General features: G+C 66.8%; 22 protein-coding genes. 12 read left to right on the forward strand and 10 right to left on the reverse strand.

The genetic code is table 11. From position 1 onward, the window contains the following. Positions 1–138: 138 nt before the first annotated feature. From LMA02_RS02510 to LMA02_RS02520, 3 genes are all read left to right on the forward strand, one after another. Entirely contained in the window at positions 139–1,350 is a 1,212-nt protein-coding gene (locus tag LMA02_RS02510; RefSeq protein WP_166722722.1) for a ribonucleotide-diphosphate reductase subunit beta, read from the forward strand. 82 nt (positions 1,351–1,432) lie between these two features. Continuing rightward, positions 1,433–1,759 carry a hypothetical protein gene (locus LMA02_RS02515; protein WP_166722723.1) on the forward strand — a complete coding sequence of 109 codons (327 nt, stop codon included), beginning with the start codon at positions 1,433–1,435 and terminating at the stop codon, positions 1,757–1,759. Between the two features lie 28 nt (positions 1,760–1,787). After that, a complete protein-coding gene (locus LMA02_RS02520; protein WP_166722724.1) occupies positions 1,788–2,468 on the forward strand; it encodes a histone H1-like DNA-binding protein in 681 nt (226 codons plus the stop codon). A gap of 222 nt (positions 2,469–2,690) precedes the next feature. On the opposite strand, the gene LMA02_RS02525 is transcribed toward LMA02_RS02520, so the two are convergent. The 10 genes from LMA02_RS02525 to LMA02_RS02570 form a co-directional block, all read right to left on the reverse strand. Beyond that, positions 2,691–3,164 carry a glycine zipper 2TM domain-containing protein gene (locus tag LMA02_RS02525; RefSeq protein WP_175798824.1) on the reverse strand — a complete coding sequence of 158 codons (474 nt, stop codon included), beginning with the start codon at positions 3,162–3,164 and terminating at the stop codon, positions 2,691–2,693. Positions 3,165–3,183: 19 nt separating this feature from the next. Beyond that, positions 3,184–4,122 (reverse strand): carbohydrate kinase family protein, encoded by a 939-nt coding sequence (locus LMA02_RS02530; RefSeq protein ID WP_006752248.1) that lies wholly within the window; start codon positions 4,120–4,122, stop codon positions 3,184–3,186. Positions 4,123–4,216: 94 nt separating this feature from the next. After that, positions 4,217–4,720: a thiol peroxidase gene (gene tpx, locus LMA02_RS02535; protein WP_006758913.1), complete on the reverse strand. Its 504-nt coding sequence runs from the start codon at positions 4,718–4,720 to the stop codon at positions 4,217–4,219. Positions 4,721–4,792: 72 nt separating this feature from the next. After that, on the reverse strand, positions 4,793–6,178 hold the full coding sequence (locus LMA02_RS02540) for a DUF3426 domain-containing protein (protein WP_228906794.1): 1,386 nt from the start codon (positions 6,176–6,178) through the stop codon (positions 4,793–4,795). A 45-nt stretch (positions 6,179–6,223) separates the two neighbouring features. After that, positions 6,224–7,126 carry a 50S ribosomal protein L11 methyltransferase gene (gene prmA, locus LMA02_RS02545; protein ID WP_138848270.1) on the reverse strand — a complete coding sequence of 301 codons (903 nt, stop codon included), beginning with the start codon at positions 7,124–7,126 and terminating at the stop codon, positions 6,224–6,226. Between the two features lie 2 nt (positions 7,127–7,128). Beyond that, the gene (gene accC / locus LMA02_RS02550) at positions 7,129–8,496 is read right to left on the reverse strand and encodes an acetyl-CoA carboxylase biotin carboxylase subunit (RefSeq protein ID WP_175744817.1); all 1,368 of its coding nucleotides are present in this window, start codon (positions 8,494–8,496) and stop codon (positions 7,129–7,131) included. Between the two features lie 85 nt (positions 8,497–8,581). Next, on the reverse strand, positions 8,582–9,055 hold the full coding sequence (gene accB, locus LMA02_RS02555) for an acetyl-CoA carboxylase biotin carboxyl carrier protein (protein ID WP_166722728.1): 474 nt from the start codon (positions 9,053–9,055) through the stop codon (positions 8,582–8,584). A 66-nt stretch (positions 9,056–9,121) separates the two neighbouring features. Then, on the reverse strand, positions 9,122–9,574 hold the full coding sequence (gene aroQ / locus LMA02_RS02560; RefSeq protein ID WP_228906797.1) for a type II 3-dehydroquinate dehydratase: 453 nt from the start codon (positions 9,572–9,574) through the stop codon (positions 9,122–9,124). A gap of 194 nt (positions 9,575–9,768) precedes the next feature. Then, on the reverse strand, positions 9,769–10,323 hold the full coding sequence (locus LMA02_RS02565) for a TlpA family protein disulfide reductase (RefSeq protein ID WP_228906799.1): 555 nt from the start codon (positions 10,321–10,323) through the stop codon (positions 9,769–9,771). Positions 10,324–10,330: 7 nt separating this feature from the next. After that, the gene (locus LMA02_RS02570; protein WP_228906800.1) at positions 10,331–10,975 is read right to left on the reverse strand and encodes a UDP-N-acetylmuramate--alanine ligase; all 645 of its coding nucleotides are present in this window, start codon (positions 10,973–10,975) and stop codon (positions 10,331–10,333) included. Between the two features lie 81 nt (positions 10,976–11,056). Here LMA02_RS02570 and mpl point away from each other — a divergent pair, with 81 nt between their 5' ends. From mpl to LMA02_RS02615, 9 genes are all read left to right on the forward strand, one after another. After that, positions 11,057–12,595, forward strand: coding sequence for a UDP-N-acetylmuramate:L-alanyl-gamma-D-glutamyl-meso-diaminopimelate ligase (mpl, locus tag LMA02_RS02575; RefSeq protein ID WP_228907597.1), 1,539 nt, complete (start codon positions 11,057–11,059; stop codon positions 12,593–12,595). Further along, a complete protein-coding gene (locus LMA02_RS02580) occupies positions 12,592–13,161 on the forward strand; it encodes a YqiA/YcfP family alpha/beta fold hydrolase (protein WP_011655925.1) in 570 nt (189 codons plus the stop codon). The genes mpl and LMA02_RS02580 overlap by 4 nt, the downstream gene beginning before the upstream one ends. An 81-nt stretch (positions 13,162–13,242) precedes the next feature. Then, entirely contained in the window at positions 13,243–15,333 is a 2,091-nt protein-coding gene (locus LMA02_RS02585) for an RNB domain-containing ribonuclease (protein ID WP_166726144.1), read from the forward strand. Continuing rightward, positions 15,330–16,196: a shikimate dehydrogenase gene (aroE, locus tag LMA02_RS02590; RefSeq protein ID WP_228906802.1), complete on the forward strand. Its 867-nt coding sequence runs from the start codon at positions 15,330–15,332 to the stop codon at positions 16,194–16,196. Before LMA02_RS02585 ends, aroE begins: the two co-directional genes overlap by 4 nt. Before the next feature lie 14 nt (positions 16,197–16,210). Next, positions 16,211–16,948 (forward strand): monofunctional biosynthetic peptidoglycan transglycosylase, encoded by a 738-nt coding sequence (gene mtgA, locus LMA02_RS02595; RefSeq protein ID WP_228906804.1) that lies wholly within the window; start codon positions 16,211–16,213, stop codon positions 16,946–16,948. Positions 16,949–17,374: 426 nt separating this feature from the next. Further along, the gene (locus LMA02_RS02600; protein ID WP_228906805.1) at positions 17,375–18,985 is read left to right on the forward strand and encodes a S10 family peptidase; all 1,611 of its coding nucleotides are present in this window, start codon (positions 17,375–17,377) and stop codon (positions 18,983–18,985) included. 84 nt (positions 18,986–19,069) lie between these two features. After that, positions 19,070–19,474, forward strand: coding sequence for an EF-hand domain-containing protein (locus LMA02_RS02605; protein WP_228906807.1), 405 nt, complete (start codon positions 19,070–19,072; stop codon positions 19,472–19,474). A 335-nt stretch (positions 19,475–19,809) separates the two neighbouring features. Next, a complete protein-coding gene (locus LMA02_RS02610; RefSeq protein ID WP_006758899.1) occupies positions 19,810–20,709 on the forward strand; it encodes an IclR family transcriptional regulator in 900 nt (299 codons plus the stop codon). Next, complete coding sequence (locus LMA02_RS02615; protein WP_228906809.1) at positions 20,706–21,731, forward strand: 2-dehydro-3-deoxygalactonokinase; 1,026 nt, start codon at positions 20,706–20,708, stop codon at positions 21,729–21,731. The genes LMA02_RS02610 and LMA02_RS02615 overlap by 4 nt, the downstream gene beginning before the upstream one ends. The last annotated feature ends 2 nt before the right edge of the window (positions 21,732–21,733 follow it).

Raw genomic sequence — 21,733 nt, forward strand, 5'->3', positions numbered from 1 at the left:
TGCATGAACGACGATGCGTTGCTCAAAGTGTTGTATCGAGGTCGCAACGCGAATCGAAAAAAGGATTTTTCGTGAGCGAACCCTTTTATCGCTCAGGAAAAGATGGTACAAACCGTTCTAAATTGATGGTGAGAATTTATGCTCAACTGGGATGACGAGAAGACTGCCGTAACCCCCGCGAGCGGAGCGCAGCAGAACGCGTTGCGCACCTCCGCAGGGATGGCTGTCGGAATGCAGGCGGCAGCGCCTGCCGCCCATCAGGTCCGCGACATTTTCGAAGGCGATCTTGCGGTGCCGCCGCAAGCATCGGCTGTTCCCGCTGGCGGGTCGGAAGCGCGGGTCAACGTTGCGGACAAGCGCATCATCAACGGCCAGACTGACGTCAATCAGCTGGTGCCGTTCAAATACAAGTGGGCGTGGGAAAAGTATCTGGCGGGTTGCGCGAACCACTGGATGCCGCAGGAAATCAACATGTCCCGCGACATCGCACTGTGGAAGGACCCGAACGGTCTGACCGAGGATGAGCGCCGCATCGTCAAGCGCAACCTCGGCTTCTTCGTGACGGCCGATTCGCTTGCCGCGAACAACATCGTGCTCGGCACATACCGCCACATCACGGCGCCCGAGTGCCGGCAGTTCCTGCTGCGCCAGGCGTTCGAAGAGGCGATCCACACGCACGCGTATCAATACATTGTCGAATCGCTCGGTCTCGACGAAGGCGAGATCTTCAACGCGTACCACGAGGTCACGTCGATCCGCGCGAAGGACGAATTCCTGATCCCGTTCATCCACACGCTGACGGATCCGGCCTTCAAGACCGGCACGCTCGAAGCGGATCAGAAGCTGCTGAAGTCGCTGATCGTGTTCGCCTGCATCATGGAAGGCCTGTTCTTCTATGTCGGCTTCACGCAGATCCTCGCGCTCGGCCGCCAGAACAAGATGACGGGTGCTGCAGAGCAATATCAGTACATCCTGCGCGACGAGTCGATGCACTGCAATTTCGGCATCGACCTGATCAATCAGATCAAGCTCGAGAACCCGCATCTCTGGACCGCGGAATTCCGCGCCGAGATCCGCGAGCTGTTCAAGCAGGCTGTCGAACTCGAATACCGCTACGCCGAGGACACGATGCCGCGCGGCGTGCTGGGCCTGAACGCGTCGATGTTCAAGAGCTATCTGCGCTTCATCAGCAACCGCCGTTGCCAGCAGATCGGCCTCGACCCGCTGTACCCGAACGAGGAAAACCCGTTCCCGTGGATGAGCGAGATGATCGACCTGAAGAAGGAACGCAACTTCTTCGAGACGCGTGTGATCGAGTATCAGACGGGTGGCGCGCTGTCCTGGGAATAACCCGCAGCAGCGAACTCGTCACATGATGGAGCAGCCGGCGGCCTCTCGGCCCCGGCCCAAGGTTTAGGAGCAAGAACGCCTGATGCAAAGCATGCCCGGTGCCTTAACGGCCCAACGACATGATCGGCACTTTGCGAACCCTTCAGTGGGATGGGCAAACTTCCCTCCGGAAAAAGCGGACGGCCGTGTGGCGGTCCGCTTGATCAAGCGATTAGGGGTAGCGGCGCGAGGTGCGCCGGCTACCGACTTGATTTGGCGCGCGAGGCCATGGGGTCACGCGCGCCATACCGTATTCATTAGCGTAAGCGCGCGGTATCTGCGTACGCCGATGAATAGCCCGCTTCGAAGCGCACGTCCTGAACAGCGTCCGCGGGAAGCGGGTTTTGACGAAGGGTGTAGTTTGAACTGACTCTCATCTGAACCTGAAGGAGAACAACATGGCTACTGCCAAGAAAAAACCGGCTGCGAAGAAGGTTGCTGCCAAGAAGACCGTTGCGAAGAAGGCTGCTCCGGCCAAGAAGGCTGCCGCAGTGAAGAAGGTTGCTGCGAAGAAGGTCGCGGTGAAGAAGGTTGCCGCGAAGAAGGCAGCACCGGCGAAGAAGGCCGCTGCGAAGAAGGTCGCGGCTAAGAAGGTCGCAACGAAGAAGGTTGCAGCCAAGAAGGTCGCTGCCAAGAAAGTCGCGGTGAAGAAGGTTGCCGCGAAGAAGGCCGCGCCGGCGAAGAAGGCCGCTGCGAAGAAGGTTGCAGCCAAGAAGGTCGCAGTGAAGAAGGTTGCTGCGAAGAAGGCCGCACCGGCGAAGAAGGCTGCTGCGAAGAAGGCCGCGCCGGCGAAGAAGGCTGCCGCCAAGAAGGCTGCGCCTGCGAAGAAGGCCGCTGCGAAGAAGGCTGCGCCTGCCAAGAAGGCTGCCCCTGCGAAGAAGGCTGCCGCACCGAAGGCTGCTGCCCCGGCGAAGAAGGCTGCTGCTCCGAAGAAGGCCGCTGCTCCGAAGAAGGCCGTCGTGAAGAAGGCTGCACCGGCAACCACCGCGTCGACCGCATCGGTTGCGCCGGCATCGGGCGTGAAGACCGCGCTCAACCCGGCAGCGGCATGGCCGTTCCCGACCGGCAGCCGTCCGTAATCGCGGCTGGCTAGTACCACCCGGACACTCATGTGGTGTCCGTGGGTTGAGTAGCGCTACTCAATCGATCCCGCCATCTGGCTCAGGTGGCGGGATTTTTTTCGTCCGTATTCATCGAAGTGCTGACCCGCGGCCGGCAGCGAATGGCGGACGAAAAAAAACGCATGTGCAGCTTCGCACATGCGTTCGACCGCGGCTTGCGCCGCGTGCTGAGGATGCTCGTTAGTGCGTGACGCGCGTGACGCCGCCGCTCGACAGCAGTCGCACACGCTCGCCGGCGCGGAACATTTCGCCGCTTGCCGCCTGCGTGATCGAGCGCAGGTCGCCGTTATCGAGGCGCACGGTGATTTCGACACCGTTCGCCGTGCCGAGGTTTTCGCCGACCGCGTTGCCCGCGACCGCGCCGACGAGGCCGCCCGCGATGGCCGTCAGGATCGACCCCTTGCCGCCGCCGATCGCGCTGCCCGCGACCGCGCCGAGCGCACCGCCGCCGAGCGTGCCGATCGCGCTGCCGCCGCCGTCGGACTGGATGCGCACTGCACGGACGCTTTCGACCGTGCCCATGCGGACGGTCTGCTCGCGCTGCGCCTGGCCGACGCTATAGACATCCGCCGAGCCCGGCGCCGTGAAGCAGCCGGCGAGCGTCAGCGTGGCCGTCAGCATGGCCGCGAGCGTGAGGTTTTTTTTGGTCAACATCTTTGCTCTCCCACAATATTCATTTGAGACTGTACCCGAAGGCAGCCTCGAAGCGCGCGTCGATTTCGGCGCGCGTCAGTGCGTAAGTTTGGGGCCCCTGGTGGGCGATCTTGATCGAGCCCATCAGGCTCGCGAGGCGGCCCGTGGTTGCCCAGTCGAGGCCGTTCTCGATGCCGTACAGCAGGCCGCCCCGGAAGGCGTCGCCGCAGCCGGTCGGATCCACGACACGTTCTGCTTGCACGACCGGAATCTGTTCTTCGCCGTTTTTGTGAAGAATAGTCGAGCCGTGCTCGCCGCGCGTGATGATCAGCGCCTGAACCCGGCTGGCGATTTCCTGTTCGGACCAGCCCGTCTTGTCGCTGACGAGCTTGCCCTCGTAGTCGTTGACCGCGACGAAGGTCGCGAGTTCAATGATGCGGCGCAGCGTCGCACCGTCGAACAGCGGCAGGCCCTGGCCCGGATCGAAGATGAACGGGACGCCGGCCTTCGCGAATTGCTCGGCGTGCTGGACCATCCCGTCGAAGCCGTCCGGTGCGACGATGCCGAGCTTCACGCCCGCCACTTCGTCCGCGCGGTTCAGGTGCGACACCATCATCGCGCCCGGGTGGAATGCGGTGATCTGGTTGTTGTCGAGATCGGTCGTGATCATTGCCTGCGCGGTGTGCGTTTCGGGCACCACGCGCACGCTGGCCTTCGACAGGCCGAGGCTGTCGAGACGCTCGAGATAGCGATCGGCGTCGTTCGCGCCGACCGTCGCCATGATGCGCGCGTCGCCGCCGAGCATGTGCAGCGCGTAAGCGATGTTCCCCGCGCAACCGCCGAATTCGCGACGCATCGTCGGCACGAGGAAGCTCACGTTCAGAAGGTGAACCTGGTCGGGCAGGATGTGCTCGCGAAACCGGCCTTCGAAGGTCATGATGTTGTCGTAGGCGAGCGAGCCGCAAATCAGCGTAGTCAAGGCGTGCGTTCCTGTAGAGAGCAAAGGGGGGCGGCCACCCGACCGGCGCGCGGAGGCCGTCCGGCCTCGCGCGGCAGGGTCGGGTGGCAGCGGATTACTTCAGTGCGGCGAGCGCTGCGTCGTAGTTCGGCTCGTCCTTGATCTCGTCGACGAGTTGCGCGTGGATCACCTTGTCCTGGGCGTCGAGCACGACGACCGCGCGGGCCGTCAGGCCGTTCAGCGGGCCGCTCGTCACGTCGACGCCGTAGGCGTTCGCGAATGCGCGGCCGCCGCGGAACGTCGAAGCCGTCACGACGTTCGCGAGGCCTTCGGTCGTGCAAAAGCGCGTGGCGGCGAACGGCAGGTCGCCGGACACGACGACCACGACCGTGTTGTCGAGCGACGACGCGGCTTCGTTGAACTTGCGGGTCGACGTCGCGCAGGTCGGCGTGTCGAGGCTCGGGACGATGTTCAGCACCTTGCGCTTGCCGGCGAAGCTGGCGAGCGACAGATCGGCGAGGTCCTTGCCGACCAGCTTGAAGTCGGGGGCTTGCGAGCCGACGGCCGGGAACGTGCCGGCGAGGTCGATCGGGTTGCCACCCAGCGTAACTTTGCTCATGTTCGTGCTCCGAAATAGCGCGCCGCTGCGGCGCGCGGGTTGAGACGGCGCGCATGCGCGCGCCGCGGTGCGTCACGGATAGAAGATCTGGACGCGGAAATTCGAGGCGGGCATGCCGTTCGTGTCGAGACGGACGACCATCGTCTGCGTCGTGCCCGGCGGCAGCCCGGCGTCGATCGGCGTGCCCGGGCGCACGTAGTCGCGCGGCGCGAGCACGCGGCGCACGGTTACGTGATTCGTGTCGTCGAGCAGCGTCAGCTCGAGCGACGGGTAGGCGAGCGCGACGTGGTAGCGGTTCGTCAGCGGCACCTTCAGCTCGAGCATGCGCGGGCCGTCGATCTGGCGCAGGTCGGTCGCGTCGAGCCGCAGGCCGTCGATCGCGCGCGGCGGCGTGAGCTTGCAGCCGAGCGGCGCGCATGCCTGCCGGAACCAGCTCTGCGTGACGGGCCAGTAGAGCATCACGGTTTCGCGCTGCCACCACGCGAGTTGCGCGACGAGCAGCACCGCGAGGGCCACGGCGACGAGCCCGCCGAAAAAGCCGCCGAGCATCCCGCGTCGCTGCGGCGCGCCCGTCTCCCGCGTCTCGCGCGTCACGGCGAAATGCGGGCGGTCGTCATCGGTTAGGGCGGCGGGGAACGGTACGGCCGGTTGGACGACCGGTTGGGCTGCCGGTTCGCTGGCGGCCGCGGTCGGTGCGGGCGCGCGTTCGTCGGCGTGGATGTCGGGTGCTGATTCGGGTTCGGATTCGGATATGGCTTGCGCCGGCCTGAACGCGAAGCGCGGTTCGCGCGGTGCGTGCTCGTCGTCGGGCACTGCGAAGTGCGCGTTGCCAACCGGTTCGGCGGGCTCCGCTGCGGCTTGTTCAACCGATGGCGTGTGCGCGACGAAGCGCGGTTCGCGCAGGTCGGGCTCGACTGTCGGGGCGGCGAGCGACGTGCCCGATGCGTCGGTTTCGGGCAGCGTCGCCTCCGGTTCGGCCGGTTGCGCGACTGCAGCGTGCAGTTCGGCAGGGACGGACGCAATCGGTGCGGGCGTGCCGGAAAGGCGAACGACACCGGCCTCCATGGCCGGCAGCGCGAGCGGTACCAGCGGCTCGGCGCGTACGGTCTGCACGGTGTGCTGCAAGGATGGATCGACGCCGGCATCGAGCCACGGCGCCCACATGTCCCAGCCTTCCGGCTTGTAGTCGATATCGGACGCCGGCTCGACCGGGGCGTCGGTGGCGAAGAGCCGCGCGGGGGCGGCGTCGTGTTGCGGGGCGGCGGCGTCCGGGCCGGCCGGTGCCGCTTCGGTCAGCGCCGGGTCGGGCTGCCGCGCCGGATCAGGTACGAGCGACTGCGATGCGTTGAAGACCTGGTGGCAGTGTCCGCAGCGCACGAGCCCGTCATGCAGCGAGAGCTGTTCCTGCTGCAGCCGGAAGACGGTTTCGCAATGAGGGCAGCGCGTCGCAAGAAGCATGTCGAGCCGGGCGGCCTGCTGGCCAGAGTGAAGGACAGCGCTATTCTAATGGCTTTCGCGCCGGGTTCCCGCGAGGCATACCCAACCTTCGTGTTCGCGCCAGACCGAGATGTCGACGTAGCGCGCATAGACGGCTGCGACTTCGTCCGCCTGGCGCGCGAGCACGCCCGACAGCGCGATGCGCCCGCCCGGTTTCACCTTCGATGCGAGCATCGACGCCATCAGCTTCAGCGGGTTCGACAGGATGTTCGCGACGACGATGTCGAATTCGCCGGCCGGGCACGCGTCGGGCAGCCCGTACGTGACTTCCGCATGGTTGCGTTCGCTGTTCTGCCGCGCCGACTCGACCGCCTGCGGATCGATGTCGATGCCCACCACGGGGTTCGCCCCGCATTTCCGCGCGAGGATCGCGAGAATGCCCGAGCCGCAGCCGTAGTCGAGTACCGACTGGCCGGGCTTCACCGACTGTTCGAGCCATTCCATGCACAGGCGCGTGGTCGGGTGGCTACCGGTGCCGAAGGCGAGACCGGGGTCGAGTTCGAGGATCAGCGCGTCGGGGTCGGGCGCGTCGTGCCACGACGGCACGACCCAGATCCGCTCGCCGATCGGAATCGGCTCGAATTGCGACTGCGTGAGCCGCACCCAGTCCTGTTCCTCGACTTCGCGCACGTCGAACTTCGGCGTCTCGGCGACGCCGATTTCGTTCACGGCCGCCGCAAGCAGCACGGCCGGCTCGTGATCGGGCGACAGCAGCGCGATCACGCGCGAGTGCTGCCACGCGGTGCGATCGGGAACCAGGCCCGGCTCGCCGAAGAGCGGCTGTTCGTCGGGCGTGTCGGCGTCGGCGTCTTCGACGGACACCGACAGCGCGCCGAGTTCGAGCAGCGCGTCGGACAGCGCCTCCGCATGCTCACGGGCCAGTTCGACGACGAGTTCGCGATAGCTCATGCTTACGCTTCTTCCGGTGCGACCTGCTGCTTCTGGGCGAGCCGGTGTTCGAGGTAGTGGATGCTGGTGCCGCCTTCGACGAACTTCGAGTCGATCATCAGCTCGCGGTGCAGCGGAATGTTCGTGTGGATGCCTTCGACGACCATTTCCGACAGCGCGATGCGCATCCGGCGGATCGCCTGGTCGCGTGTCGCGCCGTAGGTGATCAGCTTGCCGATCATCGAATCATAGTTCGGCGGCACGAAATAGCCATTGTACGCATGCGAGTCGACGCGCACGCCGGGGCCGCCCGGCGTATGCCACGACGTGATCCGGCCCGGCGACGGCGTGAACTTGAACGGATCTTCCGCGTTGATCCGGCATTCGATCGCATGCCCGCGGAACTGGATGTCGCGCTGGCGCAGCGCGATCTTCTCGCCGGCCGCGATGCGGATCTGTTCCTGCACGATGTCGACGCCCGTGATCATCTCGGACACCGGGTGCTCGACCTGCACGCGCGTGTTCATCTCGATGAAGTAGAACTCGTTGTTCTCGTACAGGAATTCGAACGTGCCCGCGCCGAGGTAGCCCATCTTCTTGCACGCGTCCGCGCAGCGGTCGCCGATGCGCTCGATCAGGCGGCGCGGAATGCCGGGCGCCGGCGCTTCCTCGATCACTTTCTGGTGACGGCGCTGCATCGAGCAATCGCGTTCGCCGAGCCAGATCGCGTTCTTGTGCGCGTCCGACAGCACCTGGATTTCGATGTGGCGCGGGTTCTCGAGGAACTTCTCCATGTACACCTGCGGGTTGCCGAACGCACGGCCGGCTTCCTCGCGGGTCATGTTGACCGCGTTGACGAGCGCGGCCTCGGTGTGCACGACGCGCATTCCGCGCCCGCCGCCACCGCCCGCCGCCTTGATGATGACCGGATAGCCGATCGCGCGCGCAATCTTGACGATCTCCTTCGGATCGTCCGGCAACGCGCCTTCCGAGCCCGGCACGCACGGCACGCCGGTCTTGATCATCGTCTGCTTCGCGGTGACCTTGTCACCCATCATGCGGATCGTTTCCGGGCGCGGCCCGATGAACGTGAAGCCCGACTGCTCGACGCGCTCCGCGAAATCGGCGTTCTCCGACAGGAAGCCGTAGCCGGGGTGAATCGCCTCGGCATCGGTGACTTCCGCGGCGCTGATCAGCGCGGGCATGTTCAGGTAGCTCAGGTTCGACGGGGCGGGACCGATACAGACGGCTTCGTCCGCGAGGCGCACGTACTTGGCTTCCTTGTCGGCTTCCGAGTAGACAACCACCGTCTTGACGCCGAGTTCGCGGCACGCGCGCTGAATGCGCAGCGCGATTTCACCGCGGTTGGCAATGAGGATTTTTTCAAACATAGCGAGTATTCGTCTCTTCGAGGGGCGCGCGAACGGCGCCTGGCGAGCATCGGCGGCGCGCGGCCGGCAGGGCCGCGCGGCGGGCTTAGCCGATCACGAAAAGCGGCTGGCCGTATTCGACGGCCTGGCCGTTCTCGACGAGGATTTCCTTGATCACGCCGGCCTTGTCCGACTCGATCTCGTTGAGCAGCTTCATCGCTTCGATGATGCAGATCGTCTGGCCTTCCTTGACCGTGTCGCCAACCTGGACGAACGGGTCGGCGCCCGGCGACGGCGCGCGATAGAACGTGCCGACCATCGGCGACGTCACGACGTGGCCCTGCGGGACGGCCGGTGCGGCTGCCGCGCCTGCGGCCGGCGCGGCGGCGCCGTCGGTCGGCAGCGCGGCCGACGGAGCGGGCGCGCTGACCTGCGGGGCAAACCCAGCCGTCTGCTGCACGTAGACCGGCGGCGCGTTCTTGACGATGCGCACCTTGCCTTCACCTTCCGTGACTTCCAGCTCGGAGATGCCGGATTCGGAAACGAGGTCGATCAGAGTTTTCAGCTTACGAAGATCCATCGGGAATTCCCCTTTCAATACGTGAAAGCGCCGGTTAGGGGCCGGCGCTGAATCTAGATCGCGAAATCAGCCGCGCGACGCGCCTTGCAGCTTGTCCAGCGCGTACTCGAGCGCGTACAGATAACCTTTCCAGCCGAGCCCGCAGATGACGCCTTCGGCCTGGTCGGAAAAGTAGGAGTGATGCCTGAACGCTTCGCGGCGGTGCACGTTCGACAGATGAATCTCGACGAACGGGATGCCTACGCCGGCGATCGCGTCCCGGATCGCGACGCTGGTGTGCGTATACGCGGCGGGATTGATCAGGATGAAATCGGTCTGTTCCTGCCGCGCGGCCTGGATGCGGTCGACGAGCGCGCCCTCATGGTTGCTCTGGAACGACGACAGTTCGGCGCCGGCTCCCTGCGCCCGCGCGGCAAGCGCCTGATCGATCTGCGCGAGCGTGACGCGGCCGTACACCTCCGGTTCCCGGGTGCCGAGAAGGTTCAGGTTGGGGCCGTGCAGCACCAGCAATCGTGTCATGGTCGCTTCTATTTCTGCGGAATTGCGCGAACTTTAGCGCTATTTAGAGAAATTTGTCTAGTTTTGCCGAACGGCCAGGCGCGCCGGACCTGCAAGAATTACCGGTGGAGCGGCAAAGTATCGGTGAATTCACGCGAAATTGCGGCGATCGACGCACAAATCGCCGCCAACGTGCGGGCGGTCGTTCAGGACGATCACAACGCGTCGAGGGTCTTTCTCAGCTCGGCCGGCTGGATTTGTCCTAATTTTGTCTCGCGAATCTTGCCGGTTTCGTCGATGACGACCGTGAATGGCAGCGCGCCGGCCGTATTTCCGAAATTTCGGGCCAGATCGGCACCCGCATAACCGCTGACGAAAACCGGATAGTCGACCTTCACCTTCTGGAGAAAGTTCTTCACGTTCTGGTCGGAATCGACGCCGATCCCGATGAAGCGGATGCCTTTCTGCTTGTATTGATGCGACAGCGCGACGAGCTCCGGCATCTCCTCGACGCACGGGCCGCACCACGACGCCCAGAAATTGACCACGACCTTCTGGCCCTTGAAGGAGGCGAGCGACGCCGGCTTGCCGTCGACGCCGGTCAGCGACGCGGCCCACAACTGGTCGACCGGGTTGCCCTGCGCGGCGGGCGCCGCGACGGCGACGCCGTCATCGGCGCTGCCGCCGCGGAACCAGTGGCCGGCGGCGAGCCCGCCGGCGATGGCGGCCGCCGCGACCACCGCGAGCGCCAACATGTGTTTCTTCATCATCGTCGAATCATTCCGGTTCGGAAGGAGCGTTGCTGGCCTCGAGCAGCGCGCGCAATGCGGCGGCGTCCGCGCGCGGGACCCGGCCGCGCGCGTCGGCCTTGACCGCGCCGCGCAGGTCGTCGCTCGCGTAGAGCGCGACGTGAATGCCGATCGCGTCCACGTCGCGCCGCGGGCGCCACAGGAAGCTGAGCGTCTCGACGTCGGCGCGGCCGGCGAAATGTCGCGTCTCGGACACGTCGTACTGAACGTTCTGGTTCAGCAGGTAGATCGCGACGTCCTTCGGGTTGTCGGTGAATATCTGCAAATGGATGTCCGAATGTTCGTTCGCGGTACCGTGCAGCACCGCGCCCGTCACATACGGATTGAACTCGGCGAGCCGGCGCATCCAGTCGAGCGCGATCTCGCGCAGGCGGCGCAGTTCGTCCGGCTGCGTGTCGCTCTGGAACAGCGCGAGATACTCGCGCAGTTCTTCCTCGATCAGGTCGTTATCGGGCAGCCATTCGCCGGCAACGCGCGTATCGCCGAACAGCTGGCGCGCGGCCTTGCGCTTCGCGCTGGCGTAATCGAGGCCGTCCTCCGCGATCAGGCGGGCGGCGGACTGGGCGATTTCCTCGCGGGCGCGCCGCGGGTCGACAAGGGGTTTGCGAGACATGATCCGGCAATCATACTCGATCGCCGCCACGCCCGAACGCGGTGCCGGTGCGTGCCGCTGGCCGCGCGGGCAGCATCCGCGATCCGTCGTTCGGGCCGCCGGGCATGGCGGGCCGTCAGTTACAATGGCGGTCTTTGTGTCGCGGCGAAAGTCGTTGGCCGGGCGGCCTGTCCGGCGTGCCGCAGACCTTCCTTTCCGAATCGACGGCGCCCGGCGGCGCGAAAGCATTCATCTATGCACATCCACATTCTTGGCATCTGCGGCACCTTCATGGGCGGTCTTGCCGTGCTCGCGCGCGAGGCGGGCCACACGGTGACGGGTTGCGACGCGGGCGTCTATCCGCCGATGAGCACGCAGCTCGAGGCGCAGGGCATCACGCTGATCGAGGGCTACGGCGCCGAGCAGATCGACCTGAAGCCCGACCTGTTCGTGATCGGCAACGTCGTCACGCGCGGCAACCCGCTGATGGAGGCGATCCTCGATCGCGGCCTGCCTTACGTGTCCGGCCCGCAATGGCTCGGCGAGCACGTGCTGGCGGGCAAGTGGGTGCTGGCGGTCGCGGGCACGCACGGCAAGACGACCACGTCGTCGATGCTCGCGTGGCTGCTGGAAGATTCCGGCCTGAACCCGGGCTTCCTGATCGGCGGCGTGCCGCTGAACTTCGGCGTGTCGGCGCGGCTGACCGATTCGAGCTTCTTCGTGATCGAGGCCGACGAATACGATACGGCGTTCTTCGACAAGCGCTCGAAGTTCGTCCACTATCGGCCGCGCACCGCGGTGCTCAACAATCTCGAATTCGATCACGCCGACATCTTTCCGGATCTCGCCGCGATCGAAACGCAATTCCATCATCTCGTGCGTACCGTGCCGGGTGTCGGCCGGATCGTGACCAACGGCCGTTCCGACGCTCTGGAACGCGTGCTCGCGCGCGGCTGCTGGAGCGAGGTCGAGCGCTTTGGCGTCGACGGCGGCTGGCAGGCGCTGCCAGCCGAGGACGGCGTGCCGGTCGACGAACGGTTCGCGGTGTATTCGCAGTCCGAGCGCGTCGGTGCCGTCGCGTGGCAGGTGCAGGGCGACCATAACCGGATGAACGCGCTCGCGGCGATCGCCGCCGCGCGCCACGTCGGCGTGCCGCCCGCCCAGGCCGCCGAATCCCTCGCATCGTTCCGCAACGTGAAGCGGCGCATGGAAGTGCGCGGCAGCATCGACGGCGTGACCGTCTACGACGACTTCGCGCACCATCCGACCGCAATCGAAACCACGATCGCCGGCCTTCGTGCGCGCATCGGCCGTCAAAATTCCCGCATTCTCGCGGTGCTCGAGCCGCGCTCGAACACGATGAAGCTCGGCGTGATGAAGGCGCAACTGCCGGCAAGCCTCGCGGACGCCGACCTGGTGTTCGGCTATGGCGCGCCCGCCGGGCGCGACGTGCTCGGCTGGAACCTCGCCGACGCGCTCGCGCCGCTCGGCGACAAGGCACATGCGTTCGACGATCTCCACCTGCTGGTGAAGTCGGTCGTCGAGGCCGCGCGTCCGGGCGACCACGTGCTGGTGATGAGCAACGGCGGCTTCGGCGGAGTGCACCAGAAGCTGCTCGACGCGCTCGGGAGCCGCGCGTGATCCTGTACCTGCACGGGTTCCGGTCGTCGCCGGAGTCGCAGAAGTCGCGGTTGCTCGCCGCGCGCATGGCCGAGCTCGGGCGCACGCACGAGTGGCGCTGCCCGTCGCTGTCGGTGTCGCCGCTCGATGCGATCGCCGTCGCGGAAGCCGAGGTGGCCGGTGCGCGCGACGTGACGGTGATCGGCAGCTCGCTCGGCGGCTACTACGCGACCTGGCTGGCGGAAAAGCACGGCTGGAAGGCGGTGCTGCTGAATCCGGCGATCGTGCCGCAACGCGATCTCGAACAATATCTGGGCGAACAGCCGTTGTGGCACGGCGGCGGCTCGATCGTCGTCGAACGCCGTCACCTGCAGGAGCTCGATGCGCTGCGCGTGCCGGCGATTTCGCGGCCCGAGCGCTACTATCTGTTCGCAGCGACGGGCGACGAAGTGCTGGACTACCGCGAGATGCTCGCCCATTACCCGGGCGCGAAAACGCGCGTGATCGAAGGCAGCGATCACGGAATCAGCGAATTTGCCGACTATGTCGACGACGTTCTCGCTTTTTGCGACGACACGACGTCATGAGCCCGGCGTCATGCCGATCGAATTCCCATCATCATGCGGCGCCGCCGATGCGGCGCCCGGCAGTCTGAACGAGAGTACTGAGTGAACGTTTTCTTCGAGGAATCGGGCAGTTTCAAGGCGGGCAGCGTGCTGTCGCGCCAGGGCGACGCGTTTCAGGTCGAGTTGCCCGGCGGGCGGCGGGCGAAGGTGCGCGCAAAAGACGTGCTGATCGAATTCGAGAAGCCGGCCGCGAGCGAACTGATGCAGGAAGCCGACACGGCCGCGCAGCAGATCGACCTGGATTTCCTGTGGGAATGCGCGCCGGCGGAGGAATTCACCTACACGGCGCTGGCCGCGGAATACTTCGGCGCGACCTACGGCGCGGTCGAGCGCGCGGCGCTGGTGCTGCGGCTGCACGGCTCGCCCGTCTACTTCCGCCGCAAGGGGCGCGGCCAGTACCAGCGCGCGCCGGAAGACCAGCTCAAGATGGCGCTCGCGTCGCTCGAGCGCAAGCGCCAGCAGGCGCTCGTCCAGGTCCAGTATGAAGAGGAGCTGAAGGCCGGCAAGCTGCCGGAGGCGTTCGCGGGCAAGGTGCTCGGGCTGCTGACGCGCCCGGACAAGAACGCGATCGAATACAAGGCGCTCGAGGCGGCGGCCGGTGCGCGCGGCGTGTCGCCGGCGCGGCTGATGCTCGACTGCGGCGGCGTCGCGTCGGCGCGTGCGCTGCACGAGGCGCGCTTCCTCGCGGAATTCTTCCCGCACGGCACGGGCTTTCCGCCCGTCACGGTCGGCCCGCTGCCGGACGACCTGCCGCGCGCGAATGTCGAGGCGTTCTCGATCGACGACGTCACGACGACTGAAATCGATGACGCGTTCTCGGTCGAGCACCTGGCCGACGGTCGCGTGCGGATCGGCGTGCACATCGCGGCGCCGGCGCTCGGCATCGTGCGCGGCGACGCGGTCGATGCGATCGCGCGTGCGCGCCTGTCGACCGTCTACATGCCGGGCGACAAGATCACGATGCTGCCGGACGACGTCGTCGACGTGTTCACGCTGAAGGAGGGCGACTACCGCCCGGCGCTGTCGCTGTACATCATCGTCAACCGCGAGACGCAGGACATCGTGGCGAACGAGACGCGCGCCGAACTCGTGTTCGTGAAGAGCAACCTGCGCCACAACACGCTCGACGAGCTCGTCAACGAAGAGACGCTCGCGGCCGGCACCGGCGACTACCCGCACAAGGACGACATCGCCGTGCTGTGGCCGCTCGCGCAGGCGCTGTTCGAGAAGCGCCAGGTCGCGCGCGCGGGCTATGGCCTGAAGCGCGAAGTGCAGCGCAATACCGACTACAACTTCTACGTCGAAGGCGAGCACGTGACGATCACGCCGCGTCGCCGCGGGTCGCCGCTCGACCTGATCGTGTCGGAGCTCGCGATCCTCGCGAACTCGACGTGGGGTGCGTTCCTGCACGATCACACGGTGCCGGGCATCTACCGCTCGCAGCGCGGCTTCGGCGCGCCGGGCCCGAAGCGCACGCGGATGCAGACGTCGGCCGCGCCGCACGAAGGCCTCGGCGTCGCGCAGTACGCATGGAGCACGTCGCCGCTGCGTCGCTACGTCGACCTCGTGAACCAGTGGCAGCTGCTCGCGTGCGTGCAGCACGGCGTCACCGCGAAGCTCGCCGCGCCGTTCAAGCCGAAGGACGCCGACCTGTACGCGGTCGTGCAGGGCTTCGACGACACCTATACCGCGTACGCCGACTACCAGCGCCGGATGGAATACTTCTGGTGCCTGCGCTGGCTTGCGCAGGAGCAGAAGAAGCAGGTCGTCGCGAGCGTCGTGAAGGGCGATCTCGTGCGTCTCGAGGAAATTCCGCTGCTGCTGCACGTGCCGGGGCTCGGCGTGCATGCGCGCGGCACGCGCGTGCTGCTCGACGTGATGTCGCTCGACGAGCTGACGATCGAGGCGTCGGTGCGGCTCCTGAACGTGCTCGACGCGCCGACCGTGACGAGCGGCGAGGCGGCCGAGGACGAAGACGAAACCGAAGGCGGCGACGACACGCTGGTCGATGCGGAAGACGCGTCGGCGCAAACCGAGGCCGAAGCGCTGGCCGAATCGGACGGCGCGGCGGCCGAAGGCGACGATGCCGCGACCGGCAACGGTCAGGCAAGCGAAGAGGGGCGCGCATCATGACCGCGACCGCGCCGACGAGCGGCGCCGACCGCTACGTGGTGTTCGGCAACCCGGTGGCGCACAGCAAGTCGCCGTTCATCCACGCGCAGTTCGCGGCGCAGACGGGCGAGGCGATCACTTACGAGCACCGGCTCGCGCCGGTCGACGGCTTCGAGGCCGCCGTGCGCGCGTTCGTCGCCGAAGGCGGTCGCGGCGCGAACGTCACCGTGCCGTTCAAGCTCGACGCGCATGCGCTCGCCGACACGCTGTCGCCGCGCGCGGCGGCGGCCGGCGCGGTGAACACGCTGCGTATCGACGCCGACGGCAGCATCCACGGCGACAACACCGACGGTGTCGGCCTCGTGCGTGACATCGAATTGAATCTCGGCGTGTCGCTCGCAGGCGCGCGCATCCTGCTGCTCGGCGCGGGCGGCGCTGCCCGCGGTGTCGTGCTGCCGATGCTGGAGCGCGCACCGCTGTCGATCACGATCGTGAACCGCACCGCGAGCAAGGCCGAGACGCTCGTCGGCCAGTTCACGCAGGCCGCGCACGATGCGGGCTGCGTGCTGGCGGGCGGCGGCCCGGACACCGTGCGTGCCGAACCGTACGACGTGATCGTCAATGCGACGGCCGGCAGTCTCGACGCGGCGCTGCCGGAGTGCGACGCTGCCGCGTTCGGTGCGGGCACGCTGGCATACGACATGATGTATGGCGCGCAGCCGACCGTGTTCATGCAGCATGCGGCGTCGCTCGGCGCACGTACGGCCGACGGTCTCGGCATGCTGGTCGAGCAGGCGGCCGAATCGTTCTTCATCTGGCGCGGCGTGCGGCCGGACGGCGCACCCGTGCTGGCCGCGCTGCGCCAGGCGCTCGCGGCGGCCTGAGCGGAGCGCGGCAGGTGGCGGCGGTAAGCGGCGCGCGGCGCATGCGCACGGTCAGCCCGACCCGCTGGGTCGTCTATGCGGGTTCGGTGTTCGCGGGCGCGTGGCTCGCGACGCAGCTGTTCTATCTCGTGCAGATCGCGCTGTGGTCGTTCATCAATCCCGGTTCGACCGCGTTCATGCGTACCGACGCATGGTGGCTGTCGCGCGACAAGCCGCCCGCGCAGGTCCAGCACCAGTGGGTGCCGTACGACCAGATCTCGCGTAACCTGAAGCGCGCGCTGATCGCGTCGGAGGATTCGACCTTCGCGACCAATAACGGCTACGACGTCGACGCGATCCTGCAGGCATGGGAGAAGAACAAGGCGCGCGGCCGGATCGTCGCGGGCGGCTCGACGATCACGCAGCAGCTCGCGCGCAACCTGTTCCTGTCGCGCGAGAAAAGCTACATCCGCAAGGGGCAGGAGCTGATCATCACGTGGATGCTCGAGACGGTGCTCGACAAGGAGCGGATCTTCGAGATCTACCTGAATTCGGTCGAATGGGGCCGCGGCGTATACGGCGTCGAGGCCGCCGCACGCTATTACTACCGGATTCCCGCGAACCGGCTCGGCGCGTGGCAATCGGCGCGCCTCGCGGTGATGCTGCCGAAGCCGCGCTGGTTCGACGCGCACCGCGGCTCGGCCTACCAGGCGCAGCGCGCGGCCGTCATTGCCCGCCGGATGGGTGCAGCCGAGCTTCCGCAATCGCAGTGAGCGGCGCGCTCGCGCCGTTGCATTGTCCGTTCCGTCGCCGACGCGCCATTGGTGCGCTGCAGCGCATGCGTGTCGCCCGCATTTCGGGCCGTATCCTTTAGACGAAATCGTCTATTTCGCTTTGCTGAGCAATGCCCGCGGCCGCGCGATTTTGTTTGCCGATATGGCACGAAATCCGCGCGGCTTCCGCATTCCAACGGTCATGCGCCCACCGCTGAAAGCCGGCTGAAAAACGATGGTGTGCGAATCGAAGCATTCCTGAAAGGTGTGCACCGCACCGACCCGCGCTCGAATATTTCCAAATTTTTCAAAGCCGACCCGCTCGCGTATATTGGCCAGCGCCTCGGCTTATCGGCCGCAATCGAGGCGGGGGGCGGCGTACCCGGCTGCTCGACACAAAAAACATTCGAGAGAAGGAAAGCAACGATGCCAGCGAGCAAAGCGAAGCTGTTGTTGGGAGTTGTGTTCTCTTCGCTGATTCTGACGGCCTGCAACGACGACGTGACGTCGTCCGCCGCGGCAGGTACCGACAATTCAGCCGATCCCGCCGCTCAGGTGGACAGGCCGTACAACGATCCCAACAGTTATTCGTCGAGCGCGACCGCGTCGCTCGATGCGTCCGCCGCGGTCGAGAAGGCCGCCGTCACCCATCACCAGATCACGCTGAACGGCCACACGATCCGCTACACGGCGACCGCCGGCCACCTCGTCGCGCGCAATCCGCAGACGGGCGCGCCCGAAGCGTCGTTCTTCTACATCGCGTACACGGCCGACAACCAGCCCGCCGCGAAGCGGCCCGTCACGTTCCTGTACAACGGCGGCCCCGGTTCCGCATCGGTGTGGCTGCATCTCGGCTCGTTCGGTCCGAAACGGATCCAGACGGGCGACCCGAACGCGAACGCCTCGACGTTCCCGTTCGTCGACAACGCGGAAAGCCTGCTCGATACGACCGACCTCGTGTTCGTCGATGCGATCGGGACCGGCTTCTCGGAAGCGATCGCGCCGAACACGAACCAGACGTTCTGGGGTGTCGACCAGGATGGCGGCGCGTTTCGCGATTTCGTGATGCGCTACATCGCCGTGAACCAGCGCAACGATTCGCCGAAATACCTGTTCGGCGAATCGTATGGCACGCCGCGCACCGACGTGCTCGCGAACCTGCTCGAAACGGCCGGCGTGAAGCTCGCCGGCATCGTGCTGCAGTCGTCGATCCTGAACTACAACGCGAACTGCGACATGGCGAGCGACTACATCGGCAACTCGAACAACGGGTCGAGCCCGGTGAGCTGCGCGGGCTTCGTGCCGTCCTACGGCACCGTCGGCGCGTACTACCAGCTCGACAATCCGAACCCGTCGAGCCTGCCGCAGTATGCGGACCAGATGCGCCTGCTGACGGCCGGCAGCTACGCGCCCGCCGTGAACGCGTATCTCGCGAGCCACACGCCGCCCCCGCCGACGCTCGTCACGACGATGGTGAATTCGACCGGCGTGAAGCAGTCGCTGTGGAATGCGGACTTCAACGTGGTCCCGACGTTCTTCGACAACAGCTTCCAGGTGGCGCTGATCCCGGGCACGCTGATCGGCCGCTACGACGCACGCGTGAACGTGCCGTCGTCGAGCCCGCTCGCGGCCGACGGCGACCCGTCGAGCACGTTCATCACGAAGCCGTTCACCGACACGATCGGCAGCTATCTGCCGAACGTGCTGAAGTACAGCGCGCAGTCCGCGTATTCGCTGAGCAGCAACGCGATCAACACGTGGGACTGGTCGCACGACGGCCTCGCGATGCCCGACACGATTCCCGATCTCGCCGCGGCGCTGACGCTGAATCCGTCGCTGAAGGTGCTGTCCCTGAACGGGTATCACGACATCGCGACGCCGTTCTACCAGACCGAGCTGGACCTCGCGCGGCTCGGGTCGCAACCGAACCTGACGATCAAGGACTATCAGGGTGGACACATGGTCTATCTCGACGATACGTCGCGTCCGCAGGAGAAGGCCGACCTCGTGACCTTCTACAACGCGGCCGCGCACTGATGCGATGGGCGGACCTGGCGACGCGCGCCCGTGGCGGCGCCGTTCGTCGGCCGTCGACGACCTCATTCCAGACTGGAGCCTGACATGAAGAAACGTTTCATCGTCGTTGCCGCGGCGCTTGCATGCGCCGGCGCTGCAACATTCGCATCCGTGTCCGCGTTCGCGCAAGCGAGCGACGCCGCCACCCCGGCGCGGGCGCGCCAGGCGCAGCTCGGCGATCCGTACGTGCCGCCGGCCGCGCGCAAGCCGACCGCCGGCACGCAGACGACGGGCGCCGCGCTGCACGCGCAGGTGGTGCGCAAGCTCGCGCGGCAGTTCGGCACGGCCGATACGCAGAACACCGGTTCGATCACCGAAGCGCAGGCGCGCGCGGCCGGCCTCGGCTACGTCGCGAACCATTTCCGGCAGATCGACGCGAGCGGCAGCGGTCGCGTGTCGTTCTCCGACGTGCAGCGCTACATGCAGACGCGCAGCACGACCCAGCAATAAGCGCGGCGCACGTGGCTAACGGGGGCGGAACCCGCGACGCGTCCGGTTCCGCCCCCGTGCACGTGGCACGGCCGTTTCACGGCGATTGCCGGTTCTTCTCAGTATCTGGACAACGCATTCAAATATTGGAGACGAGTGCGTGCGCTCCTACAATCCGAAGCACATCGACAGCTTCGGACCCACGCATCGCGCGGCGCCCGACGCACACGGAGACACATTCCATGAAGTTCGCCGGGCGCTTTCCTCGGTGCATCGACCGCCGCGTTGCCGCGACGCCCGACCTCGTTCCGGCCTCGCGACCGCGGCTTCACCGATTCCGCTGAACAGCCCGTTCCATGACCAAGATGCCCGATTCCCTTGCTCTCGACGCCCGGCGCGCGACGCCGGACGATGCGCCGCTGACCGACAGCATCGGCGCGACCAGCACGCCGCTCGATCTCGCCGCGCAGCAGGCCGGCACGCAGACACTGTTGCGCGGTCTCGCGATCCTCGAGGCGATCGCGAACGGCGCGCGCGACATGCGTGCGATCGGCGCCGCGCTCGGCACGACGCGCAGCACGACGCACCGTCTCGTCAGCAGCCTTGTGCAGGCGCGCTACCTGCGGCAGGTGCAGGGCGGTTACCTGCTCGGCCCGAAGCTGATCGAGCTCGGCACGATCGCACTCGAGCAGATGCCGCTCACGGCGGTCGCGCGGCCGCACCTCGAGGCGCTCGCGGAAGCGACGCTCGACACGATTCACCTCGGCGTGCGCGACGGCGACGACGTGCTGTACATCGACAAGATTCCCGGCACGCGCGGCCTCGAGATGCGTTCGCGCGTCGGCCACCGGATGCCGCTCGCATCCACCGGCATCGGCAAGGCGATGATGCTCGACCTCGATCCGGACCTGTGGCGCTCGCTGTTCGAAGCCGCGCGCCGCGCACTGGCCGGCGTCAATTTCAAGCCGGACAACCGGCCCGAGACGAGCGCGTTCCTGCAGCGCATGGCGCATTACGCGGCCGGTGGCTACACGTTCGACCTCGAGGAAAACGAGGCGTCGATCCGCTGCGTGGCCGCGCCGATTCGCGACGCATCGGGCGCGGTCGTCGCGGCCGTGTCGGTCGCGAGCACGATTCCGTACATGCCGCACGACCGGATGGATGAACTGATTCCGCTTGTGCAGCGCGAAGCGCGAGCCATTTCCGCGGAACTGGGCTGGAGCCCGCCGCAGGGTACCCGCAGGATCAAACGATGACCCATTCGACCCGGACCGCTCCGGACGCCAACTCCGCCGCCCCGTCGCTGATTGCGCTCGACTGGGGCACGACGTCGCTGCGCGCGTATCTGTTCGATGCGCACGGGGCGCTGCTCGACACGCGCAGTCGCGCGGCGGGCGTGATGCATGTGCCGGCCGGCGGCGCGCGTGCATTCGACGTCGTGTTCGAGGAAGCGTGCGGCGACTGGCTCGACCGCGCGCCGGGCGTGCCGGTGCTGGCCGCCGGGATGGTCGGTAGCGCGCAGGGCTGGCGCGAGGCGCCGTACGTCGCGGTGCCGGCCGGCGCCGACGCGCTCGTCGCGGGCCTCGTCACGGTGACGACGGCGCGCGGCACGGCGGTGTCGATCGTGCCGGGCGTGATCGCGACGGGCGAGTTGCCCGACGTGATGCGCGGCGAAGAAACGCAGATATTCGGCGCACTCGCGAACGATCCCATGCTTGATGCCGATCGTTCAGGGCTACTGATCGGCTTGCCGGGCACGCATGCGAAGTGGGCGTGGGTGAAGGACGGGCTCATCGAGCGCTTCCAGACTTTCATGACGGGCGAGCTGTTCGCGGCGCTGCGCGACCATACGATCCTCGGCCGCACGATGCGCGCGAGCCCGTCGCCCGACCGCGCGGCATTCGCGCGCGGCGTCGCGGTGGCACGCGGCGCGCAGCGCGCGGGGCTGCTCGCGACGATCTTCAGCACACGCACGCTCGGCCTGACCGACCGGCTCGCGCCCGATGCACAGGGCGACTACCTGTCCGGCCTGCTGATCGGCCACGAACTCGGCGCGCTCGACGCGATGCTCGCGGAGCGCGGTGTCGCGCTCGCGAACCAGCCGCTGCTGCTGATCGGCGACGACGGATTGTGCGCGCGCTATGTCGACGCGCTGCGCGTGTTCGGCTGCCTGCATGCGCGCGTCGTCGCGCAGGCGACCGAGCGCGGCCTGTGGCAGATCGCATCGCGTGCCGGACTCGTGCGCGCGGACGGCGAACCCGTCTGCGCCGATCAATGAAC

Source organism: Burkholderia sp. B21-005 (genome assembly GCF_020843965.1).
Lineage (GTDB): Bacteria > Pseudomonadota > Gammaproteobacteria > Burkholderiales > Burkholderiaceae > Burkholderia > Burkholderia ambifaria.